The following is a 14,337-nucleotide window of genomic DNA, read 5'->3' on the forward strand; positions in this document are numbered from 1 at the left end:
GCGCGCATCCGGCGCACCCCACGCCGCAACGGAACGCCGGCAATCGGCGGGGGTTTCAAGGCCGGGTTTTGCTGGCTGCGGCCGCGGCCGGTCGAAAAGAGATCCTGCGCCAAGATTTAATCCATCTTGATGATTAAATAGACGAATGGGCAAAACAGCCCCGCAATCGGGATCAGGGCCGTTTTCTGTCCAATGGATGTGTGGTGCCGTTACTCTGGCGCCGCCGGATGAATAAAGGGCCAGGGGGACGCGTCACCGCCGCGCGGAACCGGCACTTCGATCACAACCGGCGCCTCGGCGCTTAGCGCTTCGGTCAACGCCTGTTTCAGCTCGGCAGGGTCCGTGGCCCAAATCCCGCGCACGCCAAAGCTTTGCGCCAATGCCACGAAATCCGGGTTCTCCAGATCCGCGCCCAGCAGGCGATTGTCATACACCGTTTGCTGATCCCGGCGCACATTGCCATAGGCCGCGTTGTTGAACACCACCGCCACCACATTGATCCCGTGCTGGGCGGCGGTGGCCAGTTCCTGCACCCCGAACATGAACCCGCCATCGCCCGAGATCGAAATCACCGCCTTGTCCGGGTTCGCGACCTTGACCCCGAGGGCGGTATTGAACCCAAACCCCAGATTGTCCTGATAGCCACAGGTCACATATTGGCGCGGTTCATACACCGGAAAACACATGCGCGCGGTAAAGCCGACCTGGCTGACTTCTTCGACAAAGAAACCATCGCGGGGCAGGGCGTCCCGAATAACCTTGAGATAGCCCTGCTGCGGTTGCACCGTGGCAAGATCGGCGTCAGCGGCCACCGTCAGCGCGCGATATTCGGCGCTGCGACTGGCCCGGCTGTCAATGCGATCCCCCAGGGCGTCGATCAGGGCACGCGTGGCCTCAGCCGCATCGGCAACAACGCCGTGATCCGGTTTGAGCCGCACGAATTCAGTGGGATCAATGTCGATCCGAAGTGTTTTCAACCCTTCCGGGAACCAGCGCCAGCGGAAGTGCTGCAATTCCAACCGCGACCCGATGCCGATCAAAAGATCGCATTTCGGCCAGAATTTCCATGCGGCGGGCGGCAGCAACGCCAGATCATCATCCTCGGGCATCACACCCTTGCCCTGACGGTGGGCGGTGACCGGGGCCTGCAACAGGCGCGCCAATGCCCGCACCTCTGCGCTCGCGTCCCAGGCGCCACTTCCGACCATGATCATCGGGTTTTTCGCCTTGGCAATCATGTCGGCGGCGGCCGCGATGGCGTCCGGGTCGGGCGTCGGGGCCGCAACGGCGGTGCTGGCGACGGGCTCGGAAACCTCGGCGGCCATGCCAAACACATCCCAGGGCGTTTCAATGCCGACGGGACCGGGCCGCCCGGATGACATGCGCTGAAATCCGGCGTCCATGGTGCCCCCGGCCTCGGTCGGGTGGTTTATCCGATCCGCCCATTTTGTCAGGCCTTTCAGCGTGCCAAGATGATCGGGAAGTTCATGCAATTGCCCGCGCCCTTGTCCGATCAGATGCGACATGATGTTGCCGGTGATGCACATGACCGGCGTATTGGCCCCATATGCGGTACACAGCGCCGCGCCGGAATTCAGCAGCCCCGGACCCGGCACCACGGTATAGACCCCCGGCTTGCCCGACGAACGGGCATAGCCATAGGCCATATACCCCGCGCCCTGTTCGTGGCGGGTATGGATGAACCGTATCCCGTCCTGTCGTGCCAACGCATCATTGAAATCATACATATGCGCACCGGGAATGCCGAACACCGTATCGACACCATTTGCGGTCAGGGATTTGGCGATCACTTCACCGGTTGTCAGCTTGGCCATGTCTGGTTCTCTTTCGTGAATTGTTTGGCGATCGCGGGCACAATCGCATCAGTATATTGGTGCCGACCCTCATTGCAAAACCCGACGCAGCGCCCGGATCATGTGACACCGCCCCGGCACTCGGGGGCATGGGACGCCCCTAGGCAAAAGCGATGGCAACATCGCCAAAAGGCCCGAAATCTGCGGTGATCTCGGTGCCGGGGGGGCATTCGATGGGGCGAATGAAACTGCCGGACAGGATGATCTGGCCCGGTTCAATGCTCTGGCCGTATTGCGCCATACGACGGGCCAACCAGATCACGCTTTCGACCGGATCGTTCAACACCCCCGCGCCCAGACCTGTTTCCTCGACCACATGGTTGCGCGATGTGATTGCCCCGACCCAACGCAGATCAAAGACGTCCGGCGCATGGCGCTGCGGCCCCAGAACCACCCCGGCATTGGCGGCATTGTCAGCGATGGTGTCGAACACCACGCGCGTCTGGCCGGTGTCGGGATCGGCGCGCAGAATGCGGGTGTCGAGGATTTCAATCGAGGGCGCCACGTAATCGGTTGCCGCCAGAACATCCGCGCGGGTCACATCCGCACCGCCAATCGCGGATTTCATCACAAAGGCGATCTCGGCCTCGATCCGGGGTTGGATGAACCGCCCCGCGGGCACAACCGCCCCGTGATCAAATGCCATGTCATCGAACAAAATGCCGCTGTCGGGAATGTCGATGTTCAGCGCATATTGCATGGCCTTGGACGTCAACCCGATCTTCCAGCCGATCACCCGACGCCCGGCATCGGTCTTGGCCTGATGGATGGCATTTTGCACCGCATAGGCATCATCCATGTTCATTTCGGGATGGCGCAGGCTCAGCAAACCGATCTGCTGACCTGTCGTTTCCGCCGCCAACAGATCCGCCGCCGCCGCTGTGTGATCTTCGGGGGTCATGGTGTTTCGTCCTGAACCGTGTTGCGCAGGGTGCCGATGCCGTTGACCTCGACCTCGACAATGTCACCGGGGACAAGAAACTGTGGCGGATCGAGCCGCGCACCGGATCCGGTGGGGGTGCCCGTGACGATGATATCGCCGGGCTGCAAGGTCATGAAAGTCGAGATATATTCGATCTCGCGCCGGATTGGATGCATCATCCGGGCGAGGACATCATCCTGCCGGACCGCGCCGTTGACCCGCGTGACAATACGCGCATCCTCCAATTGTGCGGCATCGGTAAAAGGCACCAGCCAAGGCCCCATCGACCCGGAATTGTCCCAATTCTTGCCCTGCGTGACGTTGAATTTGGCATGCCGGACCCAATCGCGAATGGTGCCTTCGTTGCACAGCGTCAGCGCGGCGATATGGTCATAGGCATCGGCCTGTGCGATGCGGCGGCCGCCTTTGCCGATGACAACCGCGACCTCGCCTTCGTAGTCCAGCTGCGGGCTTTCCGGTGGGCGGATCAGGGGCCGGTCGTGGCCGGTGAACCCGCTGGCAAAGCGTGGAAACAGCGACATGTATTTCGGCTGCTCCGATCCGTCTTTATATTCCGCATTCCGGTCGGGAAAATTCACCCCGACACAGAGGATGCGGCGGGCATTGGGCAGGACCATTTCATATTGGAAATCTTTGTGGGTGACGGGCTTGCCGTCCGCTGCCTGCGCCAGTTGGTCAAGCGCGCCAGGCCTGAACAGCATCAAACAGGGTTGGCCACTGCGGGCAGGTATCATCAAGGGCGATCATCCCGGTGTCGGTCACCGCACCATAATGGGTTTTACCCTCGGCGCTGTAGGTTGCAAAGCGGGTCATTTGGCCTCCTCGACGGGGGTGATCCCGCCCATGCAGAAATATTTGATCTCGGGGCTATCTTCGCGCGCCAGATCAGCTGGCACCGCCGGTCGCAACCGCGACGGGGTCTGCACGCCCAGCCCCCTCATGGTGCGATGATCGGGCTGGCTTCGATGTCGGACTCGCGGGTCGCAACGCCAACGAATTTCGAACCATGTTTGAACCAGGATTCCGGCGCGGGCGCCCCCCAGAGCGTCTGGCGCTGGGGATCTTGAAGATCCCATTTGATCGGTTCCAGATCGGGATCAACCGTTTGATAGTCCGAGCAATAGATTTCGATCCGGTGGCCATCGGGGTCAAGGATATAGAGGAAAAACGCGTTGGAAATACCGTGCCGCCCCGGCCCGCGTTCGATATTATCAACATAACCGCTGGTCGCCATCAGATCGAGCAGGTCAATGATGTTCAGCGGCGTCGGAACCCAGAACGCCACATGATGCATGCGCGGGCCGGTGCCATTGGTAAAGGCCATATCATGCACGCCGCCCTTGCGATGCATCCACGCCGCCCAAAGCTTCTTGCTGTCTTCGTCCTCGGTGTATTCGGTCACCCGGAAGCCAAAGTCGGAATAAAACGCAACCGAGGCATCAACATCATGGCTGAAGCAGTTGAAGTGGTCGATCCGCAGCGGTTTTACCCCGCGGTAAAGCGCATATTTCTGATGGATCGGCGCCAACCGGTCCATTTTGTGATAGAATTCCAGCGGAATGCCCATGTTGTCCGACGTCAGCAGGGTACGCCCCTGATAGGGGCGCTCGACCCATTCGGTGGGGCGGCCCTTGGCGGCAAAATAGGCCTCGGCCCGATCCAGATCGGCGTCGTCAAAGGTCTTGAACCCCATGACCTCGACCGTGCCGGGCTGATCGGATTTTTGCAGGATGATGCAATGATGCCCCCGCTCCTCCATCGCCCGCAGATAGATGTGGCTGTCGCTTTCATCCGTCAGCTGCAGGCCAAGGATTTCGGTGTAAAACCTCTTTGACGCCACAAGATTCCGGACGTTCAGGCACACATGGCTAAGCCGGATGGTATTGAAATCAGGGTAGAGGTTCGGTGCAGGTACAGGCATCAGGTTGCTCCCATGAATTGCGCTATCGCTTCGCGACCAGAGCGCGGGGTGTATCTTTACGCTACCGCTTTGCTGCTTGAGCGCGGTGTGACTATTTGCGCTACCGCTTCGCTGCTTGAGCGCCGAGTTTCGTGATCTTGTGGTGTCCGAGGGCGAAACCGATGTGCTTCTGCTCCATATAGAAATCAAACGACCAATCGCCGCCGTCGCGCCCGATGCCGCTGGCCTTGACCCCGCCAAATGGCGTGGGAAGGTGGCGGACATTTTCCGAATTCACCCAGATCATTCCAGCCTCGAGCCTGTCGGTAAAGCGCAGCGCGCGGGTCAGATCATTGGTCCAGACATAGCCGGTCAGACCGTAAGGAATATCATTGGCGATCTGCAACGCCTCTTCCTCGGTCGTGAAGGGGATCGAGGTCAGCACCGGGCCAAAAATTTCCTCTTGCGCGATGCGCATGCCGTTATGCGCGCCGGTGAACAGGGTCGGGCGCACGAAATAGCCCTTGCCATCAACGGCCTCACCACCGGCGGCAATCGTGGCGCCGTCCTGTTTGGCGATGTCGAAATAGCTGGTGACCTTGTTGAAGTGTTCCTCGGTGACAAGCGGGCCGACTTCGGTCGTTGGGTCCAGCGGGTGACCAACCCTGATGTTGTTGACCCGTTCGATCAGCCTGGCCTCGAATTCCTGGCGGATCGTGTCCTGCACCAACAGGCGCGAGGACGAGGTGCAGCGCTCGCCATTGATCGAATAGATCATGAAAATCGCCGCATCCAGCGCACGGTCCAGATCGGCATCATCAAAGACGATGACCGGGTTCTTGCCGCCCAGTTCCAGATGATTGCGCTTCAGCGTATCGGCGCCCTGTTTGGTGATCAGGCTGCCGGTACGGCTTTCGCCGACAAAGGCGATGGCCCTGATTTTGGGATGTTCGCACAGCGCCTTGCCCGCGCCTTCGCCAAAGCCGTTGACGGTGTTGAGCACCCCTGGCGGCAGCCCCGCCTCCTCGGCGATCTCGACCAGCAGCCGCGCGGTCAGCGGGCTTGCTTCGGCGGGTTTGTGGACCACGGTGCAACCTGCCGCCAGCGCCGGGGCGATCTTCCAGGTCGACAGCATGAAAGGCGTGTTCCAGGGCGTGATCACCCCGACCGGGCCGATCGGCACCCGCGTCGTGATGTTCATCAGGGTAGGGGATTTCAGGTGCTGACCATCGCGCGCCTGTACCACCTGATCGGCGAAATAGCGAAAGTTCTCGGCCCCACGCAGCGCCGCCTTGGACATGAATTTATAGGCCTGCCCGGTATCCCAGCATTCGCACAGCGCGATTTCCTCGGCCCGGGACTCGATCCCTTCGGCGATGCGGATCAGGATTTTCTTGCGCTCCAGCGCCGGCATGTCGCGCCACGCGGCAAAGGCATCATGCGCAGCAGTCGCCGCCGCGTCGATGTCTGCGGCGGTGCCATGGGCCACATCGCAAATCAGCGACGTATCAACAGGCGAGGTGTTTGCGAATGTGCCCGCGCTGCCCGCTACGTCCTGTCCGCCCACCCGATTAAGGATGCCCGTGGCGCGAAACCGCGCCAGATATCCATCCAGCTTGGCAAGATTGTCGTCAAATACGCTCATGGCGTGTCCTCCAGGTGATCACGGACATTTCCGAATTTCGGCGAAAGCGCGGCGTTGATGTCTCTGATCTCGGCCGAAAGCGCGATGGAACGGGTCGCCATCGCCGGGGCCATGAAATCCTTGAGGCAGGCAAAGATGCGATTGACCGCATCTTCCTTGACCGCCTCGGTTCGCCCCTCTCGCAGCCGAATGGACATGTCGATGAAACCATGCTTCGGATTTCCATCGGCCATTGCCACATGATCAACGCGGGTGGCACGCACGCGTATGCCCGCCGTTGGAAAGGTGGCAATATCGGCCGCACATGCCCGGATCGCTTCGCACAATGCGGCCATGTCGACCGCGCGGTCGAGGTTGGCTGAATATTCGATATGAAAGTGGGGCATGGTTTCCTTAACTTATTAATCATTGCGAAGTTAAGTAAATACAGCTATGCCTGTCAAGCATCTTTCGGCATAGGGAAAGACGATTTCGACAAGACGCGAGCGTGCCATGGCCACCAAACTGCCTTCAACGTCCAGATCTTTGCCCATCGCACTGGTGCGCGCCCGCGAGGGTGTGATGTCGCCGATCCGTGAAATGCTGAGCGAAACATCCATCACGGAACAGCAATGGCGGGTGCTGCGGGTGCTGACGGAATGTGGGCCGCTGGATTCCAAAACGCTTGCCGATCGGGCCAGTCTTTTGTTTCCCAGCCTGACGCGCATTGTGACCACGTTGAACAAGGGCGGGCTGGTCACCCAAACGCGGGACGCCGCGGATCGCCGCAAACAAATCGTTGCAATCACCGAGGTCGGCAAGAAAATCATCGACGACCATTCCGAAGAAGCGGCCCGGATTGTGGTCGGCTTCAAATCCCGGCTTGGGCCGGAAAACTATGAGACGTTGCTGGACCTGCTGGCGATGCTCGACCCGGCCAATTCCGACGGCGATACCTGAACCCCGAAATCGCACTTCAGGGTAGCGCGCACCAGCTACATGCTGCTGTTGCAACCAAGTAGAAATGTCCCTCGCTCCGCAAAGTAGAAATGTCACCAAGAGCGCTGACGGTAGCAAAGCCTGACAGGGCGGAGACCTCAGATATCGCAGCCCTGGCTGGCTTTGTGTTTCTCTTTCGCGGCTCTTGCCAGCTTTGAATTCCAGCCATCGTTGCGCCGTCCATTCGGTTTGTAGCGAGAGCGCTGTTTGCCTGCGCGGCGTTTCTTTGGCGGGGCCTTGTCCTGCTCGGCCTTGATGTGCTCAAGGACCGCGCTTAGATGCTTATTCTCGGTGATCGCGGCGTGGGTGACGCGCTGCTCCTTGTCAAAAATGGAGTAGGGGAGCGAGACGCCCTTCCAGCGGAACTCCAAGCGGCCGTCAGGGTACTCATAGCTGTCGACATACTTGCCGGGCAGGCCGCGCGTGATCTCGTTCTCTTGCAGGATGATGCGCTGCCGGTCGTAGGAGAAGGCCAATTGGTTGCCGACATAGCGCTCGTCGCGCCAGCACAGCACATCCGCCAGCCGATCCGGTTCGGTATTGAGGGGCCGGTGCAGGTTATCCGGACGGCGTGGGGTCTTGGCGAACTTCGTGTTGTAGCGGTTCATGAAAGCCGGAAGGAACGCATTGGCCGCTGTCATGTCCGAGATGCTCGCCAGGCGCAGTTCCTTCACCAGTCGATCCTGTAGCGTCCGGTTCGCGCGTTCGACGCGGCCCTTGGCCTGAGAGCTGTTGGCGCAGAGAATCTCGATGTTCAACTCGTTCAAAGCACGGCCAAACTGGGTCATCCCGTGACCTGACTCCGCACCTTGGCTCGCAACACGGAACACCGTGTGTTTGTCCGAATAGAACGCCACAGGTCGTCCATGTGCATGCAGGTAGGCCTCCAGAGCGCCAAAGTAGCTGAATGTGCTCTCGGACTTCACGAACTCCAGATGCATCAACGTACTGGTCGCATCGTCGATGAAAACAAGCAGGGTGCAGGACGGCCCGCGATCCTCAAACCAGTGATGGTCCGAGCCGTCGATCTGGATCAGCTCGCCAAAGCATTCCCGGCGCAGGCGTGATTGGTGAAAGGTCCTGCGTTGCTTGCGAGAAAGCCAAATCCCGGCGTCCTGCATCCACTTGCGCAGCGTCTCGCGCGACACCTTCAGCCCGTGAACTTCCTCGAGCTTCTCAGCCGCAAAGGTCGGTCCGAAGTCGACGTAGTTCTCGCGCACCAGTGTCACCGCGAACTCGCGAACCGCCGGATCGATCCGATTGTTCGAAACCCGACCACGCGCTTTGTGCCGGATTGACGCCGGACCGTCAGATTGGAACTTCCTGAGAAGCCGGTGAACCTGTCTGCGGCTCAATCCCAAAACGTTCGCCGCAGTCGTCGCCGTCATCCGACCTTGGCTCACCTGGCTCAACACCTCGACCCGGTTCAGCTCGCGCTCGCTCATCAAAACCCATCCCATGCCCACACTCTCTGCCTGTTCTCATCGGGGCAGAGTGTGACACTTCTACTTTGCAGATGTGGGACACTTTAACTTTGCGGGTACAGCTGCGACACTCATAATTGGAGTTATGTTATATACAGCGCCATTCGCACCATGAACTGGGAAATCGCACATTTGCGATCGGGGCTTCAATCAAACAGTAGATCCTCTGATACCATTTTACCCCAGTCTCTGTTGAAATAGTACAAGTGCGACACCGCTGCGCCGATTAATCGCTCGCCCGCCTGCATCTGACACAATCCGTGGGTTTCCACCTGATACGCAGAACTGCGAAGCATTTTCTGCAATTGCATGGTCACGCGGGAACCGATCAAAATCGCCACTTGGCTGACCCCATCGGGACGAATGTCAAAAAAGTATCACTAAATGCGATGTGGCGTCGTGGTCGCAGGGGCAAAGCAGTGATAGAAATCCCCATCACCAACACACCGGGACCGCGCCCAGATGCGGAACGGATTTGGGCGATGGGGAGGATGACATGCAACTTGACCTTGAGCTGGTCCATATCAGAAACGGTGACTCCTTTGCCGCCTGGCGGCATGGCTACCCGTTTCGCACCGTGCGCTGGCATTACCATCCCGAATATGAAATCCACCTGGTGGTGGCGACCACGGGCAAATTCTATATCGGCGATCACGTCGGCGATTTTGCCCCGGGCCAATTGATCATGACCGGCCCGAACCTGCCGCAAAACTGGATCAGCGACGTTTTACCCGGCACCACCGTGCCGCAACGCACAGAGGTGATCCAATTTCCGCAAAGCTTCGTGGACAAGCTGATTGCCGCATTCCCGGAAATGGAGGCCGCCAAAGGTCTGCTAGAGCGCAGCCGCCGGGGCATCCTGTTTGACCAAGAGACCTCCGCCGCGGTGCAGCCGCTGATGAAACGGCTGATCGACGCACGCGGCATCCTGCGTCTGGGGCTGTTTTTCGAGATCCTCGATCACCTGCGACAGGCCCCCAGACCCCAGATTCTGTCCAGCCTTAGTTTCCAGATCGACATGGAAAAATCGCAGGAGTCCGACATGAACCGCGTCATCGCACATTTGCGGGACAATCTGACCGAACCGCTCAGCGAAACCACCCTCGCCCGGATGACCGGCCAAAGCCAAAGCGCCTTTTCACGCGCGTTCAAACGGCACACCGGCACCACATTGGTGCGGTTCCGCAATCAGCTGCGCATTGATCTGGCCTGCCAGATGCTGGTGTCCGATCCAGAGGCCAAGATCGCCAATATCTGCTTTGATGTCGGCTTTTCCAACCTGTCCAATTTCAATCGCCACTTTCTGCGTTTGAAAGGCCTGTCGCCCTCGGACTTTCGGGCAACCTTTGCCGAAAACGACGCCCTGCACATGCCCGCCTAGCCCCAGCCGCGGCCGCCAGCCGACCACCATCGTGACCCTTTCTTCGCACGCCCCCGGCGCGCGGAAACAAGGAATTTTTGCCACCCGCAAACCCAAGGGCCGAAACCCGGACCGCCACATCGACCACAAGAAACCGAAATGACCGGGCCGTGACCGGTCAGCCCATCACATGAGGGACCCCATGGAATATTCTGGAAAATCCGCCATCATCACCGGCGCCGGCAAGGGCATCGGGCGCGCCACCGCCCAGCTTTTGGCCGCTCGCGGCGCCGAGGTTGTCGCCATCAGCCGCACGCAATCCGATCTCGACGGGTTGCGCGCCGAAATCGGCGGGCGCAGCGTTGTCGCCGATCTGTCCGACCCGGACAGCGCGCGCGCCGCCATGGCCACGGCCGGCACTTGCGATATGCTGATCAATTGCGCGGGCACAAATGTGCTGGAAAGCGTGCTCGACATGACCGACGCCGGGTATGAAACGGTGATGGGCATCAACCTGCGCAGCGCGTTGATCTGTGCCCAGGAATTCGCCAAGGCCCGGATCAAGGCGGGCGGCGGCGGCACAATTGTCAATGTCACCTCGATTGCCGGCCATCGCGGATTTCAGGATCATCTCTGTTACGCGGCATCAAAGGCCGGGCTGGAAGCGGCGACACGGGTTTTGGCGCGCGAGCTGGGGCCACATGGCATTCGCGCCGTGGCAATTGCGCCCACCATCACCTTGACCGAACTCGCGGCACAGGCCTGGAGCGACCCGGTCAAAAGCCAGCCGATGATGGTCCGCCACCCGGTTGGCCGTTTTGCCAGCGCCGAAGATGTGGCGCGCAGCATTGCGCTATTGCTGTCCGAGGATGCCGGCATGATCACCGGCTCTGTTCTGGCGGTGGACGGTGGATTTTTGGCCGTCTGACATCCCGCCCCCACCCCGAAATATGACGATGACACCCCCGCGCCCGCCACGGCGCTTGCCCCAATGGAGGAAAAACATGGCTGATGGATTTCAAGGCAAGATCGCCGCAGTGACCGGCGCCGCATCCGGGATCGGATTGTCAATTACCCGCGCCTTGCTGGCCGAAGGCGCAACCGTTGTGATGGTGGATCGCGATGCCGCCGCGCTTGCCACCCTGACCCGGGAGTTGGGCGAAGCCGCAATCGCGCAGGTCACCGATCTGCTGGACCCGGCAAGCTGTGACGCCATGGTGCCGGAGATCTTGGAAAAAGCGGGCAAGATCGACATCATGCTGTGCAACGCCGGCAGCTATATCGGCGGCGACCTTGTCGACACCACCCCCGCCGCCATTGATCGCATGGTCAATCTGAACGTCAATGCGGTGATGAAAAACGTCCATGCGGTGGCACCGCATATGATCGCGCGCGGCACCGGCGACATTGTGGTCACCTGTTCGGTGGCGGGACATACGGCGATCAATGTCGAACCGGTGTATTCAGCGTCGAAATGGGCGATCACCAGCTTCGTGCAAACCATGCGCCGGCAATTGATGGGCCACGGCATTCGCGTGGGTCAGGTCTCTCCCGGGCCGGTGATTTCGGCCTTGCTGGCCGATTGGGAACCCGACCGTCTGCAACGGATGAAAAACGCCTGCGCGCTGATGGAAACGCAAGAGGTCGCAGACGCCATGATGTACATGCTGACCCGCCCCCGCAATGTCACCATCCGCGACATGATTGTCCTGCCGTCAAATTTCGACATCTGACACCGGTATTGCAGAGGCCACCCCGACCGTATCCGACCCGCTGAAGCATCAAATGGCCTGATCCCCGCGCCACCCAATTGCCTGACCTAACCGGCGGCATGCGACGCACATCATGTCATGGAGGCTGGCACACTGAATAAATACCGGGCGCAATGGTCTTGGCCGAAGCCGTTTGCGCCCGCAGTGTCTTTCGGCCCGGATCAGGCAGAGCCGCGTTCGATCAACCGGCAAGGTATCCAGATCTTTTCCTCGACGGTCTCTTCCTCGACAAGAATGCGCGAAATCACGTCGGTTGCCCGTTTGGCCATGGAATGCACCGGCAGTCTGATCGTGGTCAGCTGGTTGCTTTCCCATTCCGCCATCGGAATATCGTCAAAGCCGACAACCCGCATATCCTCGGGGAAACGCACGCCCGCCCCCGCCCGCAACCGGTCCATCAGGCCGATCGCAAACAGATCGTTGGGGCACAGGACCCCCTCGGGCAGGTCGCCGCCTTCGGCCAACAGCGCATCCGCGACGCGGGCGCCATCGGCATAGGTATATCCGCCTTCGAGGATCTTCGCCGGTTGCAGTCCCATACGCTCTAACCCGGCAAGATGGCCGACGTACCGCGCCGTGCTGGTCCAGTGACCGATCGGGCCCTTGGCCACTGCAACATTTGTGCACCCGCGTTCAGCAAGATGCCTGGCGGCCAGAGTTCCGCCCTGGGTCAGATCGGCACAGACAGAGGCCGTAATCTCGTCATCATCAATCCGATTCAGCAGTAAAACCTGCAACCCGGCCTTGTGCAGATCCCTGATCAATCCCGGCGGAATGTTCATCGACGTCAGAATGACAACACCCACCTGGTATTGCCGAAACGTGGCAATCAGCTTGTCCGCATCCGAATCGACACCAATCTGGCCAGAGATCGGAATAAAGTTTTTTTCCTGCAATGCCATAGAGATAGATTGGTGGAGCACCGCATGAATTGGGTTTTTCAGCTCACCCATCAGGATACTGACGATTTGCGACCGGCGCGAGGTCAGCGCCTGCGCCAAGGCATTGGGTTGATAACCCAGATCGGCGGCGGCCTTGAGGATTTCTCTGCCGGGTCTGTTCCTGCACGGAATGCCCGCGCGAAAAGGTCCGCGACACGGTTGCCCGCGATACACCGGCCCGCCGTGCAACATCGTCTGCGGTAACTCGTCCATCTGACATTGGCAGCTCTTTTCCCTTGTTTACAAGCACAATGGCGCACATCGGCCTTCTTGTCCAGCAACATTCATGAACGCGCGTTCATTCATTTTTGCACTTTTTTACAAGCAATCCTTGACTCAGCTTGCCCAAATGTCGCAATGATTATGAACGCGCGATCATTCGCGACATCGTTTTCTGGGAGGAGACCACATGAAACATTACACGATCCAGGCGCTTGGCGCCGCGGCAATTGCCGTGATCGCATCGGGCAGCCAGGCGCAGGAGATCTCGTGGGATCTTGCACTTTTCGGCAGCCCGGCGTTCCGCGTCGCCGGCGAAAGCTTCGCTGAGTACGTCAATGAAAACAGCGGCGGTAAGATGGAGATCACCGTTCACAACGGCACCCTTTCGCCGACACGTGAAGTTCTGGACAATGTGTCGATTGGCGCCTTCGAGCTGGGGTATGTGATTTCCAGCTACCACCCCGGCAAGAATCCTTTGCTCTCGGTTCTTGACCTGCCTTTCCTGCCGATTGACTCGATGGAGGACCGGCTGGAAGTGGCGGAATTGATCTACGACAATCCGCATGTGCAGAAAGAATTCGCCCGGTGGGGCGTGATGCCGGTGATGACCGTGGTGCAACCGAACTATGAGATCATGGGCAAGGGCACGCCGCCCGACACGCTTGCGGCCTTTGATGGCATGCGGATCAAGGCGACCAGCGGCATTGGCAATGCCTTGGCGGTCTATGGCGCCAGCCTGGTCAACGTCAGCGGGCCCGAGCAGTACAATGCCCTGCAAACCGGCGTGATCGACGCGGTCGCGGCAACCCCCTCGGGGCACGGCGGCTACAAGCTTTATGAGTTGTCGGATTGGTACACCACCGGCATGGCGGCCGGTTCGGCCCATGTGACGCTGGTCGGCAATGCCGCCGCCTATGATGCCCTGCCCGATGACATGAAGGCGCTGCTGGCAGAGGCCAAGGCCCACGCCAGCGCGGCCACGATCGCGGCCCAGAGCGACGCCGCCACTTTTTACATCCCCGAGCTTGAAAAGCGTGGCCTGAAACATGTGGCGGTCACCGACGAGATGATCGCCGCGCTGCGCAAGGACGCGGCCCAGCCGGTTTGGGACGCCTATGTCGCCGATCTCGAAGGCAAGGGTCTTCCGGGGCGCGAGATGCTGGATCTCGTGCTGAACGCCGGACACTGACCCGCTCCCGGGCGGGGGCGCCCTCCCGT

13 protein-coding genes and 1 pseudogene are annotated in these 14,337 nt (G+C 60.0%); 5 read left to right on the top strand and 9 right to left on the bottom strand.

The window, feature by feature from the left end:
• Positions 1-209: 209 nt before the first annotated feature.
• The 6 genes and pseudogenes from AC0L4F_RS12975 to AC0L4F_RS13000 form a co-directional block, all read right to left on the bottom strand.
• Positions 210-1,835 (bottom strand): thiamine pyrophosphate-dependent enzyme, encoded by a 1,626-nt coding sequence (locus tag AC0L4F_RS12975; RefSeq protein WP_244688954.1) that lies wholly within the window; start codon positions 1,833-1,835, stop codon positions 210-212.
• A gap of 139 nt (positions 1,836-1,974) precedes the next feature.
• Positions 1,975-2,775 (bottom strand): 2-oxo-hept-4-ene-1,7-dioate hydratase, encoded by an 801-nt coding sequence (gene hpaH / locus AC0L4F_RS12980; RefSeq protein ID WP_244688955.1) that lies wholly within the window; start codon positions 2,773-2,775, stop codon positions 1,975-1,977.
• A pseudogene (locus AC0L4F_RS12985) lies at positions 2,772-3,630 on the bottom strand (fumarylacetoacetate hydrolase family protein). Before AC0L4F_RS12985 ends, hpaH begins: the two are co-directional and overlap by 4 nt.
• A gap of 124 nt (positions 3,631-3,754) precedes the next feature.
• Positions 3,755-4,738 (bottom strand): 3,4-dihydroxyphenylacetate 2,3-dioxygenase, encoded by a 984-nt coding sequence (gene hpaD, locus AC0L4F_RS12990; protein ID WP_244688956.1) that lies wholly within the window; start codon positions 4,736-4,738, stop codon positions 3,755-3,757.
• 100 nt (positions 4,739-4,838) lie between these two features.
• Positions 4,839-6,362 (bottom strand): 5-carboxymethyl-2-hydroxymuconate semialdehyde dehydrogenase, encoded by a 1,524-nt coding sequence (gene hpaE, locus AC0L4F_RS12995; protein ID WP_244688957.1) that lies wholly within the window; start codon positions 6,360-6,362, stop codon positions 4,839-4,841.
• On the bottom strand, positions 6,359-6,748 hold the full coding sequence (locus AC0L4F_RS13000; protein WP_244688958.1) for a 5-carboxymethyl-2-hydroxymuconate Delta-isomerase: 390 nt from the start codon (positions 6,746-6,748) through the stop codon (positions 6,359-6,361). The genes hpaE and AC0L4F_RS13000 overlap by 4 nt, the downstream gene beginning before the upstream one ends.
• Before the next feature lie 106 nt (positions 6,749-6,854).
• Here AC0L4F_RS13000 and hpaR point away from each other — a divergent pair, with 106 nt between their 5' ends.
• Entirely contained in the window at positions 6,855-7,301 is a 447-nt protein-coding gene (gene hpaR, locus AC0L4F_RS13005; protein WP_244688959.1) for a homoprotocatechuate degradation operon regulator HpaR, read from the top strand.
• Between the two features lie 137 nt (positions 7,302-7,438).
• On the opposite strand, the gene AC0L4F_RS13010 is transcribed toward hpaR, so the two are convergent.
• On the bottom strand, positions 7,439-8,800 hold the full coding sequence (locus AC0L4F_RS13010) for an ISNCY family transposase (RefSeq protein WP_244686667.1): 1,362 nt from the start codon (positions 8,798-8,800) through the stop codon (positions 7,439-7,441).
• Positions 8,801-9,320: 520 nt separating this feature from the next.
• Between AC0L4F_RS13010 and AC0L4F_RS13015 the strand changes: the two genes are divergently transcribed.
• From AC0L4F_RS13015 to AC0L4F_RS13025, 3 genes are all read left to right on the top strand, one after another.
• Positions 9,321-10,205 (top strand): AraC family transcriptional regulator, encoded by an 885-nt coding sequence (locus AC0L4F_RS13015; RefSeq protein WP_244688960.1) that lies wholly within the window; start codon positions 9,321-9,323, stop codon positions 10,203-10,205.
• Positions 10,206-10,386: 181 nt separating this feature from the next.
• The gene (locus AC0L4F_RS13020) at positions 10,387-11,112 is read left to right on the top strand and encodes an SDR family oxidoreductase (protein WP_244688961.1); all 726 of its coding nucleotides are present in this window, start codon (positions 10,387-10,389) and stop codon (positions 11,110-11,112) included.
• Positions 11,113-11,188: 76 nt separating this feature from the next.
• Complete coding sequence (locus AC0L4F_RS13025; RefSeq protein ID WP_244688962.1) at positions 11,189-11,917, top strand: SDR family oxidoreductase; 729 nt, start codon at positions 11,189-11,191, stop codon at positions 11,915-11,917.
• Between the two features lie 200 nt (positions 11,918-12,117).
• Here AC0L4F_RS13025 and AC0L4F_RS13030 read toward each other — a convergent pair whose 3' ends face one another.
• Both AC0L4F_RS13030 and AC0L4F_RS13035 read right to left on the bottom strand, forming a co-directional pair.
• Positions 12,118-12,909: a substrate-binding domain-containing protein gene (locus AC0L4F_RS13030; RefSeq protein ID WP_473446486.1), complete on the bottom strand. Its 792-nt coding sequence runs from the start codon at positions 12,907-12,909 to the stop codon at positions 12,118-12,120.
• Positions 12,902-13,159, bottom strand: a complete 258-nt coding sequence (locus AC0L4F_RS13035) for a LacI family DNA-binding transcriptional regulator (protein ID WP_473446488.1) — start codon at positions 13,157-13,159, stop codon at positions 12,902-12,904. Before AC0L4F_RS13035 ends, AC0L4F_RS13030 begins: the two co-directional genes overlap by 8 nt.
• Positions 13,160-13,306: 147 nt before the next feature.
• Here AC0L4F_RS13035 and dctP point away from each other — a divergent pair, with 147 nt between their 5' ends.
• Complete coding sequence (gene dctP, locus AC0L4F_RS13040; protein ID WP_244688964.1) at positions 13,307-14,308, top strand: TRAP transporter substrate-binding protein DctP; 1,002 nt, start codon at positions 13,307-13,309, stop codon at positions 14,306-14,308.
• Positions 14,309-14,337: the final 29 nt, after the last annotated feature.

This window comes from Marinovum sp. J2-8 (genome assembly GCF_055808435.1).